General features: G+C 70.2%; 17 protein-coding genes and 1 riboswitch. Of the genes, 7 read left to right on the top strand and 10 right to left on the bottom strand.

Features of this window, described 5'->3' with window-relative positions:
• On the top strand, positions 1 to 1,470 hold a 1,470-nt coding region (locus DRB06_RS09920), incomplete at its 5' end, for a DUF5129 domain-containing protein (protein ID WP_258522227.1).
• A 141-nt stretch (positions 1,471 to 1,611) separates the two neighbouring features.
• Positions 1,612 to 2,484: a DUF5926 family protein gene (locus DRB06_RS09915; RefSeq protein WP_111819842.1), complete on the top strand. Its 873-nt coding sequence runs from the start codon at positions 1,612 to 1,614 to the stop codon at positions 2,482 to 2,484.
• A 140-nt stretch (positions 2,485 to 2,624) separates the two neighbouring features.
• Here DRB06_RS09915 and DRB06_RS09910 read toward each other — a convergent pair whose 3' ends face one another.
• From DRB06_RS09910 to DRB06_RS09890, 5 genes are all read right to left on the bottom strand, one after another.
• Positions 2,625 to 3,506, bottom strand: a complete 882-nt coding sequence (locus DRB06_RS09910; protein WP_395994442.1) for a fructosamine kinase family protein — start codon at positions 3,504 to 3,506, stop codon at positions 2,625 to 2,627.
• 26 nt (positions 3,507 to 3,532) lie between these two features.
• Complete coding sequence (locus tag DRB06_RS09905; RefSeq protein ID WP_111819841.1) at positions 3,533 to 4,441, bottom strand: fructose bisphosphate aldolase; 909 nt, start codon at positions 4,439 to 4,441, stop codon at positions 3,533 to 3,535.
• Positions 4,442 to 4,712: 271 nt separating this feature from the next.
• Entirely contained in the window at positions 4,713 to 5,450 is a 738-nt protein-coding gene (locus DRB06_RS09900; protein ID WP_111819840.1) for a hypothetical protein, read from the bottom strand.
• A gap of 222 nt (positions 5,451 to 5,672) precedes the next feature.
• A complete protein-coding gene (locus DRB06_RS09895) occupies positions 5,673 to 7,112 on the bottom strand; it encodes an MFS transporter (protein WP_108965415.1) in 1,440 nt (479 codons plus the stop codon).
• The gene (locus DRB06_RS09890; RefSeq protein WP_111819839.1) at positions 7,112 to 10,252 is read right to left on the bottom strand and encodes a glycoside hydrolase family 2 TIM barrel-domain containing protein; all 3,141 of its coding nucleotides are present in this window, start codon (positions 10,250 to 10,252) and stop codon (positions 7,112 to 7,114) included. The genes DRB06_RS09895 and DRB06_RS09890 overlap by 1 nt, the downstream gene beginning before the upstream one ends.
• A 293-nt stretch (positions 10,253 to 10,545) precedes the next feature.
• On the opposite strand from DRB06_RS09890, the gene DRB06_RS09885 reads away from it, so the two are divergent.
• Positions 10,546 to 11,568: a LacI family DNA-binding transcriptional regulator gene (locus DRB06_RS09885; RefSeq protein WP_073329463.1), complete on the top strand. Its 1,023-nt coding sequence runs from the start codon at positions 10,546 to 10,548 to the stop codon at positions 11,566 to 11,568.
• 659 nt (positions 11,569 to 12,227) lie between these two features.
• Here the strand turns inward: DRB06_RS09885 and DRB06_RS09880 are convergent.
• The 4 genes from DRB06_RS09880 to DRB06_RS09865 all read right to left on the bottom strand — a co-directional run bounded on the left by DRB06_RS09880 (position 12,228) and on the right by DRB06_RS09865 (position 15,107).
• Entirely contained in the window at positions 12,228 to 12,500 is a 273-nt protein-coding gene (locus tag DRB06_RS09880) for a type II toxin-antitoxin system RelE/ParE family toxin (RefSeq protein WP_073329468.1), read from the bottom strand.
• Complete coding sequence (locus DRB06_RS09875) at positions 12,497 to 12,775, bottom strand: ribbon-helix-helix protein, CopG family (RefSeq protein WP_073329473.1); 279 nt, start codon at positions 12,773 to 12,775, stop codon at positions 12,497 to 12,499. The genes DRB06_RS09880 and DRB06_RS09875 overlap by 4 nt, the downstream gene beginning before the upstream one ends.
• Before the next feature lie 218 nt (positions 12,776 to 12,993).
• Positions 12,994 to 14,421: an iron reductase gene (locus DRB06_RS09870; RefSeq protein WP_146750863.1), complete on the bottom strand. Its 1,428-nt coding sequence runs from the start codon at positions 14,419 to 14,421 to the stop codon at positions 12,994 to 12,996.
• A complete protein-coding gene (locus DRB06_RS09865) occupies positions 14,418 to 15,107 on the bottom strand; it encodes a flavodoxin (protein ID WP_111819837.1) in 690 nt (229 codons plus the stop codon). The genes DRB06_RS09870 and DRB06_RS09865 overlap by 4 nt, the downstream gene beginning before the upstream one ends.
• Positions 15,108 to 15,322: 215 nt before the next feature.
• Here DRB06_RS09865 and DRB06_RS09860 point away from each other — a divergent pair, with 215 nt between their 5' ends.
• Together DRB06_RS09860 and DRB06_RS09855 are read left to right on the top strand one after the other, a co-directional pair.
• A complete protein-coding gene (locus tag DRB06_RS09860; RefSeq protein ID WP_258522226.1) occupies positions 15,323 to 16,261 on the top strand; it encodes a hypothetical protein in 939 nt (312 codons plus the stop codon).
• A 195-nt stretch (positions 16,262 to 16,456) separates the two neighbouring features.
• Positions 16,457 to 17,020, top strand: a complete 564-nt coding sequence (locus tag DRB06_RS09855) for a protein-tyrosine-phosphatase (protein WP_083565786.1) — start codon at positions 16,457 to 16,459, stop codon at positions 17,018 to 17,020.
• 32 nt (positions 17,021 to 17,052) lie between these two features.
• Here the strand turns inward: DRB06_RS09855 and DRB06_RS09850 are convergent, their stop codons facing one another.
• A complete protein-coding gene (locus DRB06_RS09850) occupies positions 17,053 to 18,252 on the bottom strand; it encodes an alpha/beta hydrolase (RefSeq protein ID WP_108965423.1) in 1,200 nt (399 codons plus the stop codon).
• A 204-nt stretch (positions 18,253 to 18,456) separates the two neighbouring features.
• Positions 18,457 to 18,547, top strand: a riboswitch (SAM riboswitch).
• On the opposite strand from DRB06_RS09850, the gene DRB06_RS09845 reads away from it, so the two are divergent.
• Positions 18,541 to 19,638, top strand: coding sequence for a methionine ABC transporter ATP-binding protein (locus DRB06_RS09845; RefSeq protein WP_108965425.1), 1,098 nt, complete (start codon positions 18,541 to 18,543; stop codon positions 19,636 to 19,638). It overlaps the preceding riboswitch by 7 nt.
• Complete coding sequence (locus DRB06_RS09840) at positions 19,635 to 20,381, top strand: methionine ABC transporter permease (RefSeq protein WP_111819836.1); 747 nt, start codon at positions 19,635 to 19,637, stop codon at positions 20,379 to 20,381. Before DRB06_RS09845 ends, DRB06_RS09840 begins: the two co-directional genes overlap by 4 nt.
• The last annotated feature ends 96 nt before the right edge of the window (positions 20,382 to 20,477 follow it).

Raw genomic sequence — 20,477 nt, 5'->3', positions numbered from 1 at the left:
GACATCCGCCTGGCCGTGTTCACGACGGACGACGTCGACCCCTACGCCAGCTCCGACACCGTCTTCAACGACGCCGTCCTCGGCTACGCGCTGAATCGGCAGCCGTCGTGGATCTCCACCGCGGACCCCGACGTCTGGGCCGACGGGCTGGTGATACTCGCGGTGTCCCCGCAGGGGCGGTGGGTCGGCTGCTACTTCGGCGAGGACGTCAAGGTCGGCAAGTACACCGAGGGAAAGATCCAGGACGCCGCGAGGGGCTCCTTCCGCATGTCGCAGTGGGAGGCCGGCCTGGAGGCCATGGCCCAGCGCACCGCCGAATCGCTCGGCAAACCCATCACCTCGGCGCGGGCGGCGGTACTCGTGACCTGCCTGAGCATTGCCGCCGCCCTCGCCCTGCTGGGACTGATCTTCTTCTGCCGCAACGCGGCGCGCGATTCCCTGCGGCAGGCCCGGCGGTGCTTCGCCCAAGTAACCGCGGACTACGACGCCACCCAGATCCGTGCCGGCACCGTCCCCGCCGACAACGCATACGGCGCCCAGGTGCTCGCCCGCTTCGCCTGGTTCGAGGAACGGTACGTGCAGTTGGTGCGTCTGTTCCGTGAGTTCGGCGAGCCCCGTGGGGCTCAGTGGTTCGCCCTGGGCTGCTTCAGGGATGCCGCGGAGTTGGAGGACAGGGCGAAGGAACTGGACCGGCTCGACGACGTCATCGCCGCGGCCTCTACCTTCCTCACCCTGGGCCCCGGCTGGGAGGAGGTGTGGGAGAACGAGCAGGGGCCGGTGCGCGAGGATCTCGGCTCCTACGCCGCGCTGTGCGCCTCCGTCGCCTTCAGCACGCAACGGGCCAAGGTGAGTTTCGATGTCGCGCCGGACCGCGATCTGGTCCGGGAACGCCGTGACCGGCTGGCGGCCATGACGAGCGAGCTGGTCTCCGGGGCCCTGACGCCGTTGGCGGCCCTGGACGAGCTCGACGCCATGGACTTGGACGTTCACCACCGCTGCGGCGACCTGGCCTGGCGGGCGCTGGCGGCGGACACCTCCAGTACGGGCCGCAAGCGGCTGGCCCGCTATGAGAAGGACTACGCGCAAGGCAAGTACGCCGGCGAGAGCGCCGACTATCAGGGCTGGTGGTCCTCCTCGGCGCGCAGCGAGCGCCACCACTACGACCTGGCCACCACCATCCGCATCAACTCCAAGTCGGTGGGCCTGGACGCCCCGGGCCTGTACGACGCGGCTGTGCGCCGATCAGGTGCCCATGACGCGGGGGCGTACGGCGCGAACTGGCCGTACTCGGGGTCCGGCGCCTCCGGCGTCGGCGCGGTGCCGCTGTTCTCCCGGCCCGTCGACGGCCTGGTCACCGGCTACAGCAATATCGCATCCCCCTCGTCCAGTTCCTCCTCCGGCGGGTCCGGCTCCTCGAGCGGCTTCGGCGGCGGCAGCTTCTCCGGTTCCGGCTCCAGCTCTCACTTCTGAGGCGAACGACGGCGCTGTGCGGTCGGCCGGGGGCGCGTGGAGCCGGCCGCCTTCGGTACAGGCGCAGTCCGCGACCGGCGGTTGCCTCGGCGCGCCGCGGTCCGCCGCCCGTGGCTGGTCCCACCCGGTAGGCTGGCGCGCATGTCGAAGAAGAACCGCCAGCGGCGTCGCGACGGCGACCGCAAGGCCGCCAAGAAGCAGCAGATCCCCTTCGTGGCTCGCCCCTTCGCCGGGCTGCCCGCCGAGCCGGACCTGGTGGCGATGATGCAGATCATCCCCGCCGCCTCCATGACGGTGCGCCTGGACGCCGACCACGGCGGCCAGGAGGTCCAGCTGGTCACGCTCCTGCCCGAACTGGCCCGCTCCCTCAAGCGCGCCGACGGCCGGGTGCTCGTGGCCATGCAGAGCACCGTCCGCTCCGGGGACGCCAGCCGAGACGTGGCCGCCGCCCTGCTGGAGGCGCTCGATCTCGAACCCGGCACCGGCCTCGCGCCCAGCGGCCTGCCCGAGCCGGGTGAGCGCCTCCAGGACATCCTCGACCCCGACTTCACCCCCAGCATCGACGTGCGCGAGTCCTTCGACTTCTGGCTCACCGCCGAGCAGGCCGAGGAACCCGAGGCGCTCCGGATCGTGGAGGACGCCAAGGAGGGGATCGCCCCCACCGTGCCGGTGCCCGGCGTCGAGCACGCCTACTGGTGCCGCATGAACGGCAAGGAGTTCGTCCGCTGGGTGCGCGGCGAGGACGAGGACGCCTTCTTCAACGCCTTCGCCCGCATCCACGCCGCCCGCGAGTCCGACCTGGAGGAGGGCGCCCGCTTCCTCGGCGCCTTCCGCGCCTGCGGCCTGGCCATCCCCGTGTGGGAGCTCGTGCCCGGCACCGAGGCCGAGGAACTCACCGAGCCCATGCGGGCCATGGCGCAGCGGCTCGAGGCCGCCCTCGCCGACGACGCCCCGCTCGACGCCGAGGCCCGCCGCGCCAAGGCCGGCATCATCTCCCGTCAGGTGAACCTGTAGGGCGAGGGCGCCCCGCCGGCCGGACGCCCCGCCGTCGTGAGGGCCGGCCGCAACGGCCGACGGCGCTCACGAGCCTGCGGCGGGGTGCCCAGAGCCGCGACGACTGGGCGTCAGCGCTTGCGCCGAGGCCCGGCGTCGGGTCAGGCGTAGCGGCGGGCGAGTGCCACCGCCTGGGGCCCGTAGCCGCCCCCGAACAGGAACACGTGAATCATCAGCAGGTGCAACTGGTGCAGCCCCACGCGCTCGCGCCAGCCTTCCGCCAGCGGTGAGACCTCGTTGTAGCCGGCCACGATCCGCTCCAGATACGGCTGCCCGAACACGCCCAAGGCCGCCAGGTCGGTCTCCGCGTGCGCACCCTGGGCGAGCGGGTCGATCAGCACGCCCACGGTTCCGCCCGCCCCGCGGTCCGCGCCGGCGGGAGTCCAGTCGGCCACTTCCGCCGTCGGCACCCACAAGACGTTGCCGGTCCACAGGTCGCCGTGCGTACGCGCCACGGCGACGCCGTCGCCCCGCTCGGCGGCGGCGCGGCGGGTGAGGCGGGGCTGGGCGGAGTCGAAGTCGCCGTCGGCCAGGCGCGCGCAGACCCGCTCCAGCAGGGCGGCATCGGCGGCGGAGAGCGTGCCCGCATCCCGCCCCGGCCCGATGTAGGGGGCGATGCGGTCCGCGGCGTAGAACTCACCCCAGCGGCGCGGCGTGCCGGACTCGGCCGCGTGCGGGCGCAGGCGGATGTTGCTGCGCCCCATCTGGGTACGCCCGTCCCAGCCGGGCGGGGCGCACCCGAAGGCCGGCGCCCCGGCGGCGTGGGTGACGGCCAGAGCCCGCCCGAAGGCCTCGGCCGCCGCCGGTGTCACCCGAGAATCGGCGAGCCGCGGCTCCTCCAGCCAGCCGTCGCCGGCGCGCGCGGGAACCACGCACGCGCCGCCGTCGGCCATGGCCTGGCCGAGCCAGGCCAGTCCCTGCGCCTCCAGACGGGTGGCGCCGGGCAGATCGTCCTGCTTGCGGAATACGGGTCGGATACTCACCCGCCCAGCATTCCACGCGGTCGCGCTCAGGTGGTCGAGGCCCGGTACACCTCGGCGATCGAGGCCTCCAGAGCGGCGTCGAACTCCGCCTGGGTCTGCGAGACGTCCAGACCCTCCAGCAGGGCGCGGGAGAAGCTGGCGATCAGGCCGCGGTTGCGGGCCAGGCGCCGGACGGCCTCGGCGCGGGTGTAACCGCCGGACAGGGCGGCCACACGGGCGACGCGCGGGTGGCGCATGAGTGCGTGGTAGAAGTCGGTCACCGAGGGGATGGTCAGCTTGAGCACCACATCGCGGCCTTCAGGCAGGTCGTCCAGGTGGGCGTTGAGCGAGGCGAGCAGGAGCAGCTCGATGCCGGTCTTGTCCGGGGCGTGGATGTCCACCTCGGGCTCTATGATGGGGGTGAGCCCGGCGTCGAGGATCTTCTCCGCGATCTCGAACTGCTGATCGACGACGGCGGCGACGCCCTGAGTGTCGGCGTGCAGGATGACCGAGCGCATCTTCGTGCCGAAGACATGCTTGTCCACGGCCTTGGCCAGGGTGTCGTCCAGGCCCGGGATGGGCTTCATGACGCGGGCGCCGTGAGCCTCCTCGGCCAGGCCCTTGTCCACCTTCAGGAAGGGAACGATGCCCTTGACATCCCACAGGTAGTCGGCAGTGGGGCGGCCCTCGACCTCGGAGTCGAGGGTGCGCTCGAACAGGATGGCGGCGAGGATCCGCTCGGAGGTGAAGGCGGGGCTGGTCATGACGCGGGTGCGCATGGCGTGGACCAGATCGAACATCTCCTCCTCGCTGCTCCACGCGTCGGGTTCGATGCCGTATGCCTTCAGCGCGCGCGGGGTAGAACCGCCGGACTGGTCGAGGGCGGCAATGAAGCCGGCGCCGTGCCGGATCCGGTCCATCTGGGCGCGCTGGTCGGGGCGCGATTGGGTGGGCATGATGTGCCTCCTGGCTGGATTGTGCGAGTGCTCGGGACGACGTTGTCGCGGCGTTGGCGGCTGGGCCAGCTCGGGCACAAACAATTATATGCGAGAACGGTTCTCATAAAAAGAGTCGATTGCGGGCAATAGTGGTCGGCGTGGCACCGGCGGCGCGGCGGCGTGGTGCCGCGTTTGAGTCGGTCCGCCGGGACTCCGCCCCTGCCGACCCCGACGGCTTGCCGCGCCCGGCACCGCGCGCCGGGAGTGCCGGGCTGCCGTGCGACGTCGTCTAGGCCGCAGCCGACACGGTGCGGTCGGGTAGTACCTCGGCGGCGAAGATCTCCCCCGGATGTCCGAGCGCGCCGTCGCGCCCGCAAGCGCCCAGCGTGAACCAGATGGCCTCCACCGCGTCAGCCAGCTGCTCGCTTGCGGAGGATTGCTCGGAGTCCCGGGAGGCGCGCGCCGCACGCCGCCAAGCCAGATACTCGGCGGGCTCACCGTTGGGACCACCGAGAAGATCTGGTGCGTGCTCCTCCGGGGTCTGTCGCACGGCGTCCTCGATGCCGTTCCACGCGCCCGTCGTGCTCTGGCTGCTCGCCCTGCCCCCCTGCGTGGGCTCCCAGTAGGCGCCCAGGGCGGACACGAATCGCGGCACGGCTGGATCGGTGTTGATCCGACTCAGTCCGCGCCCGGCGGCGCGCGTGAGTCCGTGGGGAGCCAGGCTGAGGAAGTCGAAGACCGCGTCGTGCATGGACAACAGATCGAGGCGGGTCTCCGGGTAGGTACTGCCGGTATCACCCGGTTGCGGCGCCCACCGCCCGTACAGGTTCAGATTGCGCAGGCCCAGGACGATCTCGTACAGGCGGCCGAGCCCGACCGCGAGTGTGGTGGTCACCGAATCGCGGTTGACCTCCGACAGGCCGCCACTGCGCGCTACGCGTACTCCGGTGGCCAGCAAGTCGCGCACTACTGCCGATCGGTAGCGGAGCTCGAGGTCTTGCTGCCGGGAGAGCGCCGAGTTGAACATGACCCAAATGTTATCGGCCCGATGCGAAACCGTGGCGAGGCGCGCTGGGTGACGGCACGTTGGCGCGGGAGCAGTGCCGTGAACCGGCGCGGCGCATGCACTTTGCGGCCCGACTCATGCGCTTTACGACCTTGGGGTACGAAATACGACCCCGGGGTGGTCGTGAAACGCACCCCGGGGTCGTAAATCGCAGGCTGAGTGGCACGACGACGGCGGCTACCCCTATGCCGGCTCCGCCGCGGCCTTTGCCCGGACCTCGCTGCCCTCCCGCAAACGATCGTTGGCGCGCTCCACGTCCAGCCGCGAGAGCAGGAACAGGATGATGCCGTTGACGATCGCCGGGATCCACAGGTACATGAAGTACAGCATGTTGATCGCCGAGTCGGGCTGGACCGGCGCGTTGGCGATGTAACCGCTCGCGGCCAGCAGCCAGCCCGCGAGCGCTGTGCCGAGACCGCCGCCGATCTTCACCCCCAGCGAGGTGCAGGAGAACATCAGTCCATCGATCCGCTTGCCCGAGCGCAGGAGGGTGTGCTCGGAGGCCTCCGCGATCAGCGCGTTGACCGTGCCCTGCAGTGGGCTCATACCGATGGAGGCGATCCCGGAGCAGATCAGCATCAGTGGCAGGCTGCCCGCGTAGGCCGCCGCGACCACCCCCAGCCGCCCGAGGACCGCGATGATGTAGCCGACGATGTTCACCCGGTACATGCCGCCCACCCGGGAAACCACCCAGGGGGTGGCCAGCAGGCCCGCTATCAGCGGGATGTTGATGGCCCAGGCGAACACACCCAAAAGGTTCGCGTTGCCCAGGATGTAGGTCATGAAGTAGATGCCCATGTTCAGCGTGGCGGTGAAGATCTGGGTCATCAGGAAGACCACCAGGATGATCAGGTAGTACTTGTTGGCCAGCAGCAGCTGCATGGACTCCTTGAACGGCAGCTTCTCGTCGGCCCCGCCTGAAGCCGCGGCGTCGGCGGCCGCGGCGCGCTCGGCGTCCTCGGCGGGCATGTCGGAGCGGTCGGCGAGCTCCTCGGGGGACAGCTCCCGCACGGACATCACCGACAGGGTGTTCACGGCCAGGCCGATGAGCGCGTAGATGATGGCGATCGTCCGCCAGCCCTCGGCGCCTCCACCCAGCAGCTCCACACCCTTAACCGTGAAGGTCTGGATCAGCAGGCTGGTGCCGAAGGCGAACATGAAGCGGATGGAGCCCATCTGCACCCGCTCGGCGCTGTTCTTGGTGATCAGCGCGGTCAGCGAGGAGTAGGCGATGTTGTTGGCCGTGTAGAACACCGAGTTCAGCAGCGTGTAGGCGATGAAGAACCAGGCGTACTGGGCGGTCTCGCCCAGGCTGGGGGGAATGGCGAAGACGGCGATGATCATCGCCGCACAGCCCACGAAGCCCCACAGCATCCAGGGTCGGGCCTTGCCCATACGGGTGCGGGTGCGGTCCAGCAGGGTGCCGAAGAGGATGTCGGAGAAGCCGTCGAAGAACTTCGACAGCATCATGAGCGTGCCGATCACGCCGGAGTTCAGCCCGACCGTGTCGGTCAGGTAGATCATGACGAACGCGGACAGCAGCGCGTACACCACGTTCCCGGCCACGTCACCGGAGCCGTATCCGACCTTGTTGTACCACTTGAGGTACTTCTTCTCTTGCATCAGTTGACCTCGCTGTGAGTCGAGCCCGCGAGTACGGAATCGCCGCGGGCGGGGGTGATGGATGGGAGGAGGAAGAGACGAATGCCCAGGTCGGTCAGGCGCCCCGGGACCACCCGGTAGATGTCCCGCAGGGCGGGGCCGCAGGAGGCGGAGCCGATCCCGGCCATGGCCCGGTCCAGGCACAGCACCGTGGCGCCGCACGGCCGCAGCTCGACGTCGTGGCGGGCGCGGGTGAGCTCCTCCTGGGTGTACCGGGAGGCGTTGAAGGACAGTGGTCCGAAACCGGCCGCGGTCAGGGAGGCGACGTCGTCGCTGACGGTGACGTAATCGCAGTCGGCGTGGGAGCCGCCCTCCTGCGGACGCAGGTAGGGCACGTGTAGGGCGTCGACGTCGCTGCGGAAGGTGCCGTGGTAGCCGGCGCGGTGCTTGTCCACGTAGCTCTCGTGCGGGCCGAGCCCGTGGTAGGCGACAGCAGTCATGGACGGCGGCAGGAACAGGCGCAGGCCCAGGCGCGGCAGCGGCGGGAAGTCCGGGTCGAGCATGACCCGCGCGTCCAGCTCGATCAGCCCGGAGGGGGTGATGGTCCACGTGCCCGCCGCCCGCAGCACCGGCTGCACCGCGGGCGCCCCGACCGACAGCTCCGTGTGCACGACGACGGCGTCCGCGCGCTCCTCGGCCTCCACCCGGTAGGCGCGGGTGGTGGTGCGGTGGTATTGGGCGGTCTCCCAGTCCTTGCGCACCTCGGCGTCGTTGTCCGTGGGGGCCCGCCAGGTGTTGATCTCCATGGGGCGGGTCAGCAGGCTGCGGCCGCCGACGACGAGCCGGCTGAGCAGGCCGGTGCGGGTGTCGAACTCATAGTTGAAGGACTCCCCGGCCACCACCAGCCCGGTCGGGCCCGCCGTCGTGACCGTGGGCGTGGCCGCCGTCGTGCCCGACGACGGCGCACCGGCCAGTGCGGCCAGCCGGTCCAGTACGTGGTGGCGCGAGTGGGCGTTGCGCAGCGGCACCTCGTCAAAGCCCAGCTCGTGCCCGGCCTCCAGCAGCGGCGCCGCGGCCTTGAGCCGGTAGGAGACCAGTAGGTGGCAGCGGCCGGACTCGGGCACCCTCGCGGCGCAGGGGATGGTGACGGCGGTGTGCGGCGGCACCGAATCCGGCAGCACCAGCTCACCCGAGTCGACGACGACGCCGTCGCGCCGAACCTCGTAGCGGACCTCCAGGTAGCCGGCCAGGTCGGTGGCGTCCAGGTCGTTGCGCAGCGTGAGGGTGCCAGCGTCGGCGTCGAAGGCGAGCACGCGCGCGGGCCGCTGCACGTTCTTCAGCTCCAGCAGGCCGGTGTGGGGGACGCGGTCGGGGGACACCAGACCGTCCACGCAGAAGTTCCCGTCGTGCAGTAGCTCCCCGCTGTCTCCGCCGTACAGGTAGACGGGGCGACCGTCGTCGGCGGTCCCGGCACGGATGGCGTGGTCGCACCACTCCCACACGAAGCCGCCGCACATGCGCGGCTCGGCGAGGATCAGCTCCCAGTACTCCTCCAGGTCGCCGGGGCCGTTGCCCATGGCGTGGCAGTACTCCACCAGCAGGAAGGGCTTGTCCGGATCGGCGTCCAGGTAGGCGTGCACCTCGTCCAGCCCCGGGTACATGCGCCCGTACAGGTCGATGTCGGAGTAGTCGTAGGCGCGCTTGGAGTCGCGGTAGAAGGCGCTCTCGTAGTGAGTCACCCGGGTGGGGTCGGCGGCCTTGATCCAGGCCAGCGCCGCCTCGAAGGTGCAGCCGTAGGCGCACTCGTTGCCGGCCGACCAGGAGATGACGCTGGGCCGGTTCTTCTCCCGCTCGACCATGGCGCGCACCCGGTCCAGGGTGGGCTCGGTCCACTCGGGGTTGTCGGCGATGGGCTCGTTCCAATGCTCCACCTGGCTGTCCCAGGAGGAGTCGGCCAGCACCCGCACCTGGGTGCCGTGGGACTCGACGTCCGCCTCGGACATGACGAAGAACCCATAGGCGTCGCACAGTTGGTAGAAGCGCGGATCGTTGGGATAGTGGGCCGTGCGCACCGCATTGATGTTGTGCTGCTTCATTAGGCGCAGGTCGCGCAGCATGTGCTCGACGTCGATCGTCGGCCCGGTGACCGGATCGGACTCGTGCCGGTTTACGCCGCGTAGGGTGGCCGGGGCGCCGTTGACGTACAGGACGGCGCCCGCGGTGGTGACCTCGCGCAGGCCGACCTGCTCGGTGATGACCTCTCCGGGGGTGGTCAGGTGCAGCGTGTACAGGTAGGGGTCCTCCGCGCACCACAGGTGCGGGGAGGCGACGCGCAGGGCGGCGGCGTGGGTGTACGGGGAGCCGGTGTCGGCGGGTTCCAGCTCGCCGTCGGCGACGACGGCGCCGGCGGCATCGCGCAACTCGAGGCGGGTGGGGACCGGCTGGCCGCGGAAACCGGCGCGGACGGTGACGGTGGCGGCGTCGTCGACTGCGGTGGTGATGGCGTAGTCGAACAGGCAGTCCTGCGGGCGGTCCAACAGGTAGACGTCCCGGAAGATGCCGGAGGTGCGGAACTTGTCCTGATCCTCCAGGTAGGTGCCGTCGCACCACTTGAGCACGAGCACGGCCAGCCGGTTGGTGCCCGGGATCAGGAAGTCGGTGACGTCGAACTCGCTGGTGGCGTGGGAGACCTGGCTGTAGCCGAGATAGCGGCCGTTGAGCCACACGTAGAAGCAGGAGTCGACGCCCTCGAACACCAGGTGGGTGCACGGCGCCGCGGCCGGGGCGGCGTGCTCGAAGTCGAGCAGGTAGGTGCCGCAGGGGTTGTCCTGCGGAACATAGGGCGGGTCCAGGGGGATGGGGTAGCGGTAGTTCGTGTACTGGTGGTGGTCGTATCCCTGGTGCTGCCAGCTGGAGGGGACCGGGATGCGAGCCAGGTCGGTGGTGGGGGCCGCTGGCGCCCAGAAGTCCTCGGGTACGGCGTATGGGCCCGGGTAGTAGGCGAAGGCCCAGTCGCCGTTGAGCAGCTGAAAGCGGTCTGAGGTCTCTCGCTGCCAGGGCGCACCGTGGGTGGGCGCGGAGGCGGGGACGTAGTAGGCGCGGTGGGGGAGGGTGCCCTCGTGCAGGACGGTGAGGTCCTCGTGGTGCCCGGGAAGGATCATCGTTGACTCTCCTGTGTGCGGTAGCGGACCGGGCGGGTCCGCCTGGGTTCGGGGCCGGACGACGCCGGTGGCGCCGGCGCGAAGTGCCTGGGCGGCGGGGCTCTGGCGCCCCACACATGTCGACGTTAACATAAGGGGGTACGGCTTGAGAAGGTGCGAGTTAGTTCAGTAATTGGTGGGGTAACTCGAAGGTGTCATTGAGGAGGCGTACATCTGCTATGATGACGTTATCACTGCCGTGGGCGTGGATTGGGCTGCCGCTTGCGCCCGGACGGGCTGCTAGGCTCACGAAGGTGGCTGGGAGAAAACGCGATCGAGGTGCACCGTCGGTCGCCGACGTTGCCCGCCTGGCGGGCGTCTCCTCCCAGACCGTGTCCCGTGTCTCGGCCGGCGCCACGAACGTGCGCCCGGACACCCGGGAGCGGGTGCTGCATGCCATGCAGCAGCTCGGCTACGCGCCCAACCGTGCCGCCCAGGCCCTGCGCAGCGGATCCTTCAAGGCCATCGGTGTGCTCACCCAGCAGATCCTGCGCACCGGCGAGGCTCAGACCACTAATGGCGTGTTACAGGCCGCCTGGGAAGCCGGATACACCGTGTCGATGGTGCAGGTGGACCGCCCCCAGTCCGAGGACATGGGGGCGGCCGTCCACCGGTTGGCCGCGCAGGCGGTGGACGGGCTCGTCGTCGTCCAGGCGGGGCGGGCGGGCCGTGAGCACCTGGCGCTGCCCGCCGGTATGCCGGTGGCCGTATCCGACTCGGCGCTCGTGGGCTATTACCCGTCGGCGTCGGCCGATCAGGTCGGGGGTGTGCGCGCCGCGGTGGGACACCTGCTCCAGCTCGGGCACCGCACCGTCCATCACATCACCGGGCCGGCCGACTCGCAGTCGGCGCTGATCCGATCGGCCGCCTGGGCGTCCTGCTTGGAGGAGGCCGGCCGGGAGGTGCCCGAGGCCATCTCCGGTGACTGGGACGCCGCCGCGGGCTATGCCGCCGGGCGGAAGCTGGCCGCCGACCCGGAGGTGACGGCCGTGTTCTGCGCCAACGACGAGGTGGCCATCGGCCTGATCCGCTCCCTCCATGAGCAGGGGCGGCGCGTGCCCGAGGACGTGTCCGTGGTCGGCTTCGACGGTCTGGAGCTGGGCGAGTACTGCTTCCCACCGCTGACCACCATTCGCCAGGACTTCCACCGGGCGGGCGTGGAGATGGTCAACCTGGTCCTCGAGCAGGTGGCCTCCGGCGTGCAGGACGGCAGCAGGCGCATCGTCATCCCCACCGAGCTGGTCGTGCGCGGCTCCACCGCCCCGCCCGCTCGCTGACGTCCGGCTCCGGCCCCACTTCGCCTGCTTGGACCGCCGGGCTGCACTTGGACCGCCCCAGACGCGCTTGGTTTCCAAATCGGCCCTAGGTCCTATTGTGTAAGTGCTTGGGTGGCGGTGTGTGGATGTTGAGCCTGTCGGTTGGACCCCTGTTCCCCCGTTGGACCCCTGTTCCCCCGTTGGACCGCCGTAGCCGCCGGTTACAGCGGTCCATCGGGGCGTGGGCGGTCCATCGGGGCGTGGGCGGTCCAACGGGGCGGTGCAAGACCCACTCGCCCCCTTCGACGGGCGCACACCAAGCCCACTCAAGCTGGGGCCCCGTAGCCACCAGATACGACGAACTCGCCATCCGCTACCAGACCACCACCCACATCGCCAGCACCGACCCACCAGCACACACGACTTACACAACACGACCTAGCCCTCGCCGGTGACGGCCTTTGTGCCGAATTCGGAGCATCATTCCGTCCCACGGCGGGGCGCCCGGGCACACACCAGCCACACCCAACAATCGGAAGAGCCCCTAAAGCACCGTGCTCACACCGATGCTCCAAAGAAGTCACGTGGCGAAAGCGAACGTAGTTTCGGCGTCGGCCAGCCGCTGCGCCCGACGAAGAGGAAGCGGAGTCCGACGTCGTCATTGCGCTGGGGATGGAGAATCAGCCTCGGTCATAGACGTGGTCGCGGTTGCCGACATCAAGCGCAAGCACCACCAGCCGGGAGTCCTGGATGTCGCAGATCACGCGGTAATCGCCTATTCGATACCGCCACAGTCCTGCCAGCCGCCCGGTTAACGCCTTGCCGCGGATGCGTGGATCTCCGGTGCGTACCACCGCCGTGAGGGCATCGCGGATACGGCGCGCCACCTGTGGGTCCGTTTTCCGCAGCCAGCGGACGACGTCGGGATCGTACTCGAGCCGCCAGTTCGTCATGAGATCGTGTCGATGGCGTCAGCGGCGGGGTCGCCCTCAAGCCCCAGTTGTTGATCGACTTCCTCGGCGGAAATGGCGGTTGCCCTCCCGGCGCGGTGCGCGGCCGCGCGATCCGAGATGCGCTGTTCCCATTCCAACGCGGCGAGATCGCGTTCGAGAACCTCACGCACGATATCGCCCTGGCTCCTGCGCGTCGTGCGGGCCAGGGCGGCTACGCGGTCACGTAGGTCTTTAGGGAGCCTGACGGAGATCGGGCTGCCGAGTGTCGAAGACATGCCTACATCGTATGCATTGTTTACAACGTAAACAACGTATACAACGTAGGTAGTTCGGTATCCGTGATCGCCCCTGATTCGTGCTGGACCACTGCTAGCCGACGGAACGGCCAGTGATGACCTTGCTCATGAAGCCGATGGGAGGGGCCTCGACACCCACGGGGTGCATGCCCCGCGCGGTGCGCGGCCGCGCGATCCGAGATGCGCTGCTCCCGGTGTCACATGGTCAACCGCTCGTCGAGCAGGTGTCGGGCGGGCACTCCCAACGCCCGGAGCGTGTGCCGCATCGCCAGTACCGCCGGTGCGGGGCCGACGACGACGAAGCGCCCGTGGGCGAGCAGATCGGCGTCCAGGAGCGCGGCGAGATCGGCGCGCGTGTAGCGATGCCTGTGATGGTTGTAGTGGAAGGTGGGGTTGTGTCGGGCCAGGGAGCTAAGCACGTCGTCGTAGTACAGGTCCTCCGGGCGGGAGACGGAGTGCAGCACCATCACCCGCCGGGAGGCGGCGTAGGCCTGGGCGAGTCCCACTAGGGGCGCGATGCCGGTGCCCATTCCCAGCAGGACCAGGGAACGATCCTCGGCGGCGATGACCCGGTTGAAACGGCCGAAGGGGCCCTCGAGCGTGACGTCTGCGCCGACCGGCAGCCGCGACAATTGGGAGGTGAAGTCGCCCGCCTCCCGGATTGTCAGGACCAGGGGCGCGGGGCTTGCGGTCGTCGGACTCTCCGCGGCCGCCGAGGCCCGGGCGTACTCCGGGGCGAAGGTGACCGAGAAGGGGTGGGCCTGGGCGGGCAGTCCGGGGGTGTGGAAGGTGACGAAGCAGAAGTCGCCGGGCTCGTACGCCGTCGCGCCCGCTGCCGGCGCGATCACTACCTGGCGGGTGGTGTCGTTCAGGGCGGTGTTGGCGATTACGGTGCCTTGTCGGCTCGGCGCCGCCGGGGCGATCAGCTTGCCCCACAGGTATACGGCCAGTGCGGCGAGGGTGTACAGGTCGAGGGCGATGACGAAGCCGGTCGCGGCGCTTACCCGCGGAATGACGTGGACGTGCAGCACCACCAGGCCGATCATCACGAAGTTGAGCCGGTGGATCCACACCGAGGCCTCATGGGTGAGGAAACGCCCGAGCCGTCTCTTCACGGCCGCCGCTAGGGGCAGGCGATCCACCAGCCAACCGCTCATGAGCAATGCCGCGTATACGACGCCGAAGATGGCCAGATACCAGGCCACGCGACCCGACCAGTAGATGATCGGGTGCATGGTGAACAGGCTGAGTACGTGGGCGGAGGCGAGCAGCAGGGCGAGCACACCGAGCACCCCGTGCAACTGGTAGAGGGCCGGCAGTCCGATGCGCCGATCCAGGGCCCGCGGGCGCGTGCTGAGAGCGACCGAAACCAGCCACCAGGTGTAGGCGGCCACGCCGCAGTCGTACAGGACCAGGTCCCGGGTGGGCGCCAGCAGCTGCGTGTTGAGCAGGAGGATGAGCGGCGCCGGCGCCGCCAGGCTGACCGCCCAGGCGGCCCACCAGGACGGTGGGCGCAGCGCGTCGCGCCGTCCCCGCCGACCGCGCGGCCGCGTCCGTTTCGGCGCGCCATCCTCCTGCCTCGGCGGTGTCATCGCGGCAGCCGGGCGTACGGGGCGAGTCTTCACAGACCGAGGTTTTCGAGCCACGCATCCACATCCGGCTGGGCGTCGGCCGCCTGACTGCCCCGTACCGCCAGGCCGTCCAGCACGGTGGCCTGCGGGTACTGGGCCTCAAGCTGCTGTTGGGTGTTGCCCAGGCCGGAGCCCTCGTGGGTGGTGAAGGGGATGACGGTCTTGCCGTTCAGGTCGACGGCGTCTAGGAAGGTGCGCACCACCATCGGGTACTCGCCCCACCAGATGGGGGCGCCGACGAACACCGTGTCATAGCCGGACACGTCCGGCAGCGGGTCGCGGATCTCGGGGCGGGCGTCGGCGTCGAGCTCCTCCTGGGCGACCTCGGTGGTCTCCTGGTAGTCACTCGGGTAGTCCGCGAGCGGGACGATCTCGTAGGAGTCGGCACCGGTGCGGTCCTGGATCATCTGGGCGATGCGGGCCGTGTTGCCGACGGTCAGGTCGCCCCCGTAGACGCCCTCGGTGCGGGAGAAGTAGACGACCAGGATCGAGCTGTCGCCCGCCGGGGTGTTCTCGGCGTCGGCGGTCGGCCGCTGGGAGGGCGCCGCCGGGGCCGCCGAGCGCGATGCGGATGTAGACGTCGTCGCCGAGGGCCTTACTGCCAGCTCATAGCCGACGACGGCGGCCACGACCACGGCAAGGGCGCTAACAAGCGCGACGATGCGGGCGCGCTGGGACATGGAATCACTCTCCGGTGGTGTTGTAGGAATGCCCATGGCCAGAGGGCCTATGAATGAAGACTATTGAGGGCCGGCCCAGTCAGGGAGGGCCGGTGAGGGCCTGGATGACCTGCATGACCCGCGCGGTGAAGCGCCCCTTGAACGCAGTTCTGCCGAACGCGCAGGGGCCGCGTCGCGACAGCGCCTTTTCGACGTCGGCGTCTTAGGCTGGCCCCATGAGCGAGTACTTCGGGGGCAAGCGGGGCCAGGCCGCGCCACGGGGACTCCCGGAGAGCGGGCGGTCAGAACCCTGGACTCCCTTCCCGGGGCGCCGACCGGATACGGTTTCCAGCGCCGACATTCCGGGCCGGTCCCGGCCGCGGGAGCGCTCGCACGGCCGTCATGTGGCACCGCCGGCGCCCGAGCACGTGCGCTTCGGGCTGCCGTTCAACGACATCCTGCCCCTGTGGCACGACGGCGCCGACATCACCTGGCACCGTCCCGCCGATGCCGTCGACTTCGCCTCCATCCTCGGCCTGGGGTACGTGCAGACCGAACCCGGCCCCACGGCGACGCCCAACGGCTGGCAGGAACTCGTCGAGACCGCCACCCTGCTGCCGGCCGCTCCCGACTCCGACGACGGCCCGGTGCTGCAGTTGCGTGCGGCCACGCCGGCGGGCCGCCGCGCCATCAACGACCCGGGTGACGGCGCCCCCATCCGCCTGTCGCCGGCGCTGCCGGCCCAGGAGGCCATGGGAGTGGCGAGCGGCCTTGACCACACCCGCTTCGCCGTCCACATCGGTCGCCTCATGCTGCGGGCGGCGCGCGACGGCGCGATCCTGCTGTTCACGCTGCGCGCCCCCCGCGATCCCGAGGCTCACCACCTGCTGTCCGTGCCCAGCGAGGTGGATGCGCGCCAGGTCATGCATTTCCACCTGGGTACCTTGTTGGACATGGACGACGGCGCCTGGGCGCACGCCAAGCGGGCCGACAACATGACCCTGCTGGATCTGGACATCCCCTACCAGAGCCTGCTGTCCAAGAGCGGTCAAGGGGGCCAGGGGCTGGAACTCGAGCGCCTGACCGACATGGCCCGTCCGGTCGTCGAGTGTCTGCTGCGCCCGGGCTTCCCCTTCGCGCTGGGGTTCTCCGTGATCCTGCCGATGGGGCGCTGACGGGTCTCGTAGCCGACCCCGCGCCCGCCAGGTGGAGCGACGTTGCAATTCCCCGCCTGCTCCACCAGGCTCGTGCTTATGAATACACATCCCGGCCCCGCAACGCGTGCCGGTAGCCCATTGGACTCTGACCCGGCTGACGCCGCACGACGTCTGCCTGTGCCGCGCGATCCGGCTGCCGCCTACCAAGTGGTGATGGTGTGTACCGGCAATATCTGCCGCTCCGCCATGGCCGAGGTCGTGCTCCTCGACCGGCTGCTCGCGGCCGACGTCCCCACCGGCGGGCCCGGCAGCGTCGTCGTCACCTCGGCGGGCGTCTCCGACGAGGAGTCCGGTAACCCCATGGACCCCCGCGCCCGGCGCATCCTGACCGAAAGTGGCTACGGCGTCGGCGCCGATCCGGCCGCGCGCGCCACCGCGGCCGCAATCGCCGAGCACGCCGCCCACCGCATCGCCGACGCCGAACTGCGCCGGGCCGACCTCATACTGGCCATGACCAGCGCCCACCGGCGTGTCTTGAGGCGCCGCAGCGAGCGCCTCGGCGTCGATCCCGCACGCATCCGCATGTTCCGCGAGTACGACCCGACGGCGGCGGCAGGCACGCCCGGCGCACCCGAACACGCGGCAAACCTGGACGTGCCCGACCCCTGGTACGGCACCATGGCCGACTTCGTCGACACCCTCGCCGTCGTCGAACGCGTCAGCGACGCCCTGGCCCCCGCACTCGCGGAGCTGGTGGGAGCGGCCGGGGCACGGTGAGCGGCCCCGCTGTGCGCTGGCCGGCCGGGCGCTCAGCCCAGCCGCTCGGACAGCCAGCCGGTGAGCGTGGACAGGTACTCCTCGCGCACGGGGGAGGGTGACAACACCAGGTCGTGCACGCCGCCGGGGATCTGCACCACGGTGACGTCCTCGCCCAGGAACCGCGACCGCTCCACGATCTGCTCCACCGACAGCACCGTGTCGCACCGCAGCGCCTCCTGGCGCGAAATACCCGGGCCGCCCGACGCCGTCGAGCAGCACACCAGCACCGGCACGTCGATACCGAGCCCGTGGTGCACTTCCCGCTGCAGGCGGCGGATACCGGCCAGGAATCCCGCCCGCACCGGGAACGACGGCGAGGGCTTCAGTGACAGGTCCCAGTCCCACTCCCCGCCCCAGCGGCGGTGCAGGGTGCGGGCGTAGATGTCCACCTCGATGGGGCCCGGATCCGTATCCACGGGGACGGTGGTGGCGGCGTCGGTGCCGGCCTGTTGTGGAGAGGCCGCCGGTGCGCCCTCGGTGCGCGACTCGGATGGGGCGGCTCCGGCCGGTTCGAGCGCCTTGAGCTCCGCGGGGTTGTCGATGATGCGGTCGGGGTCGCGGCGCGAGAGCAGATCGACGAGGGCCGAGCCGTAGGAGCGCACCAGGCCGGAGGAGTTCAGTTGCAGCCACGGGGAGTTCAGCGTGACCGCCTCGACCGACCCGGGGTGGTCTCCGGCCCAGATGACGGCTTGCAGCCCGCCGGTGGAATGCCCATTGAGCACCACCGTGGAGTGCCCGTGCTCGCTGCGGATGATCCGCAGTGCCTCGGCGATCTCCTCGTCGTGCACGCGCAGGTCGCGCACGTCGTGAGGGGACCAGTAGCCCACGCCCGCCCGACCGCAGGCGCGCAGGTCCAATGCGTAGAACTCGTATCCGGCGTCAAAAAACGCGTCGGCCAGCCAGGTTTGGAAGAAATAGTCGTTGCGACCGTGCAGGTACAGCACTGCGCGCTCATGCCGGGGTGTGCCCGGCCGCCCGTCGGGGCCCGGAGCCGGCACGGCCCCCCGTTGGTGGACGAGCACGGCGTGGTCCGCGCCCGGGGCGGCGGGGGAGTCGGTGACGGGAATGGTGCGCGCGACCCACGGCTCGCCCAGGATGTCGGGCACCGTCTCCGGCAACGGTTCCGGAGCCGACGCGGCTCCGGCAGGTGATGGGTGGCCGAGCGGGTCCGGCGTCGTTGTGGATGCCATGGCTGCATCCTGTCACGGACGGCGACGATCGGTGGCACACGAGTTCGTCTCGGATACACGAGTTTTGGAGGTTTGCACGTGTCCTGCACCTGCAAACCTCCAAGACTCGTGTTCATGGCACAAACTCGTGTACGCGCAGTGATGCGCGCATCGTTTTCGGCCGTCGGCTTGCTCCGGGCCCCGCCCGCCGCCTAACGTAGGCACCGACCATCCAGAGCAACCGAGAGACCTGGCTCATCGACGTTGCAGCAACCCCCGTTCGCGGTGAGGGTGCTACCGCCAGGACCGATGGAGGACCACGTGACGCAATCACCCGCATCCGCGCCACCCGCTTCGGTGGGGGCCGACGGCGCGCAGTCGCCAGCCGGCGCCGTACAGGCAGCGCCCGCGGAACCCATGATCTCCCTGCGCGACGTGCACAAGGTGTACAAGCTCCCGGGCGGGAACACGGTGCGCGCCCTCGATGGGGTGAACCTGGACGTGCATGCCGGCTCCATCCACGGCATCGTCGGAACCTCCGGCGCCGGCAAGTCCACGCTGGTGCGCTGCCTGACCAGCCTGGAGCGCCCCACCTTCGGGGAGGTGCGCGTCGCCGGCAAGAACATGACCGACCTGTCCGCCCGCGACCTGCGCGAGGCCCGCCGCGCCATCGGCATGGTCTTCCAGCACGCCAACCTGCTCGACTCGCGCACCACCGCCCAGAACGTCGCCTACCCGCTGGCACTGGCCGGCGTGCCCAAGGGGCAGCGCCACGACACCGTAGCCCGCATGCTCGACCTGGTGGGTCTGGCCGACCGCGGCTCCTCCTACCCCTCCCAGCTCTCCGGCGGCCAGCAGCAACGCGTCGGCATCGCCCGCGCGCTCGCGGACCAGCCCTCCGTGCTGCTGTGCGACGAGCCCACCAGCGCCCTGGACCCGGAGACGACCCGCCAGATCCTGGGCCTGATCCGGGACGTGCGCGACCGCCTCGGCGTCACCGTCGTGATCATCACCCACGAGATGAGCGTGGTGCGGCAGATCTGCGACTCCGTGAGCCTGCTTCAGGCCGGTCGCGTCGTCGAGTCCGGGCCGATTGAGAAGGTCGTCTCCGACGTCGACTCCCGGCTCTCCCACGAACTCGTCCCCACTCCGGAGATCCCCGACGGGGAGCTCGCCGACGGCGCTGTGGTCATCGACGTCGCGCTCACCTCCCACCCCGGCCAGCCCGCCGCCGCGCAGGTGCTCTCGCTCGCCGCCGAGCGGGGCGCCGACGTCGCCGGCGGTCTGTTCGAGACCCTCGGCACCGCCCAGGTCGGCCGCCTGGCGCTCACCATCCCCGCCGACCAGGCGCCGGGCGTGCTAACCGCCCTGCGTGAGGCGGGCGTCACCGCGGAGGTGCGCGCATGAACAGCCTGATCGCTGCCGCCGGGACTCTCTCCGCGACCGCCCGCGCCGGCGCCCTCGCCCTGGCCTCCAGCGGCGACGACACCTGGTTCAACAACCCCGCCATCCAGCGCAAGCTCGGCCCGGCCACGCTGGAGACCTTCCAGATGCTGGGCGTATCCGGCGCCCTGACGATCGTCATCGGCCTGCTGCTGGGACTGGCGCTGGTCACCACCGGCAAGCGAGGCCAGCACGCCAACCGGGCCGTCTACGAGGTGCTCTCCCAGATCGTCAACATCGGCCGTTCCATGCCGTTCATCATCCTGATGGTGGCGCTCATCCCCTTCACCCGCGCGCTCGTGGGCACCTCTCTGGGCTGGGGTGCGGCCTGCGTGCCCCTGACCATCGGCGCCATCCCCTTCTACGCCCGCCTGGTGGAGACCGCCATCAACGACGTCGACCACGGCAAGGTCGAAGCCGCCCTGATGATGGGCGCCTCCGGCCGCCAGATCACCTGGGGCGTGCTGGTGCGCGAGGCCATGCCCACGCTCATCCAGTCCGCCACGGTCACCCTGATCACTCTGCTCGGCTACACCGCCATGGCCGGCACGGTGGGAGGCGGTGGCCTGGGCGACCTGGCCATCCAGCACGGCTACCGGCAGAACGACCCCGACGTCATGGTGATAGTCGTCGTGCTGATCGTGCTCATCGTCGCCGTCATCCAGGTGTGTGGCGACATGCTCAGCCGGCTGGTCGACCACCGCTGAGCCTCGACCAGCCGGAGTCCTCGGAGCCCCCATGGCCCCAACGGCTCGGCTGCCCCATCCCGGGCCGGTCCCGCGGCGGCACGAGCCGTCCGCCGG

This window comes from Actinomyces sp. Z5, assembly GCF_003287795.1.
Lineage (GTDB): Bacteria > Actinomycetota > Actinomycetes > Actinomycetales > Actinomycetaceae > Actinomyces > Actinomyces glycerinitolerans.
Note: the sequence above shows the minus strand (reverse complement) of the source record. Positions and strands in the feature narration are given on the sequence as shown.

What these genes read in the sequence shown, in the direction of transcription:
- DRB06_RS09845 (WP_108965425.1), top strand. Translation starts at nt 18,541, where the DNA reads ATGGAGGACCACGTGACGCAATCACCCGCATCCGCGCCACCCGCTTCG.
- DRB06_RS09880 (WP_073329468.1), bottom strand. Translation starts at nt 12,500, where the DNA reads ATGACGAACTGGCGGCTCGAGTACGATCCCGACGTCGTCCGCTGGCTG.
- DRB06_RS09890 (WP_111819839.1), bottom strand. Translation starts at nt 10,252, where the DNA reads ATGATCCTTCCCGGGCACCACGAGGACCTCACCGTCCTGCACGAGGGC.
- DRB06_RS09900 (WP_111819840.1), bottom strand. Translation starts at nt 5,450, where the DNA reads ATGTTCAACTCGGCGCTCTCCCGGCAGCAAGACCTCGAGCTCCGCTAC.
- DRB06_RS09840 (WP_111819836.1), top strand. Translation starts at nt 19,635, where the DNA reads ATGAACAGCCTGATCGCTGCCGCCGGGACTCTCTCCGCGACCGCCCGC.
- DRB06_RS09895 (WP_108965415.1), bottom strand. Translation starts at nt 7,112, where the DNA reads ATGCAAGAGAAGAAGTACCTCAAGTGGTACAACAAGGTCGGATACGGC.
- DRB06_RS09875 (WP_073329473.1), bottom strand. Translation starts at nt 12,775, where the DNA reads ATGTCTTCGACACTCGGCAGCCCGATCTCCGTCAGGCTCCCTAAAGAC.
- DRB06_RS09915 (WP_111819842.1), top strand. Translation starts at nt 1,612, where the DNA reads ATGTCGAAGAAGAACCGCCAGCGGCGTCGCGACGGCGACCGCAAGGCC.
- DRB06_RS09865 (WP_111819837.1), bottom strand. Translation starts at nt 15,107, where the DNA reads ATGTCCCAGCGCGCCCGCATCGTCGCGCTTGTTAGCGCCCTTGCCGTG.
- DRB06_RS09860 (WP_258522226.1), top strand. Translation starts at nt 15,323, where the DNA reads ATGAGCGAGTACTTCGGGGGCAAGCGGGGCCAGGCCGCGCCACGGGGA.
- DRB06_RS09855 (WP_083565786.1), top strand. Translation starts at nt 16,457, where the DNA reads ATGGTGTGTACCGGCAATATCTGCCGCTCCGCCATGGCCGAGGTCGTG.
- DRB06_RS09850 (WP_108965423.1), bottom strand. Translation starts at nt 18,252, where the DNA reads ATGGCATCCACAACGACGCCGGACCCGCTCGGCCACCCATCACCTGCC.
- DRB06_RS09905 (WP_111819841.1), bottom strand. Translation starts at nt 4,441, where the DNA reads ATGCCCACCCAATCGCGCCCCGACCAGCGCGCCCAGATGGACCGGATC.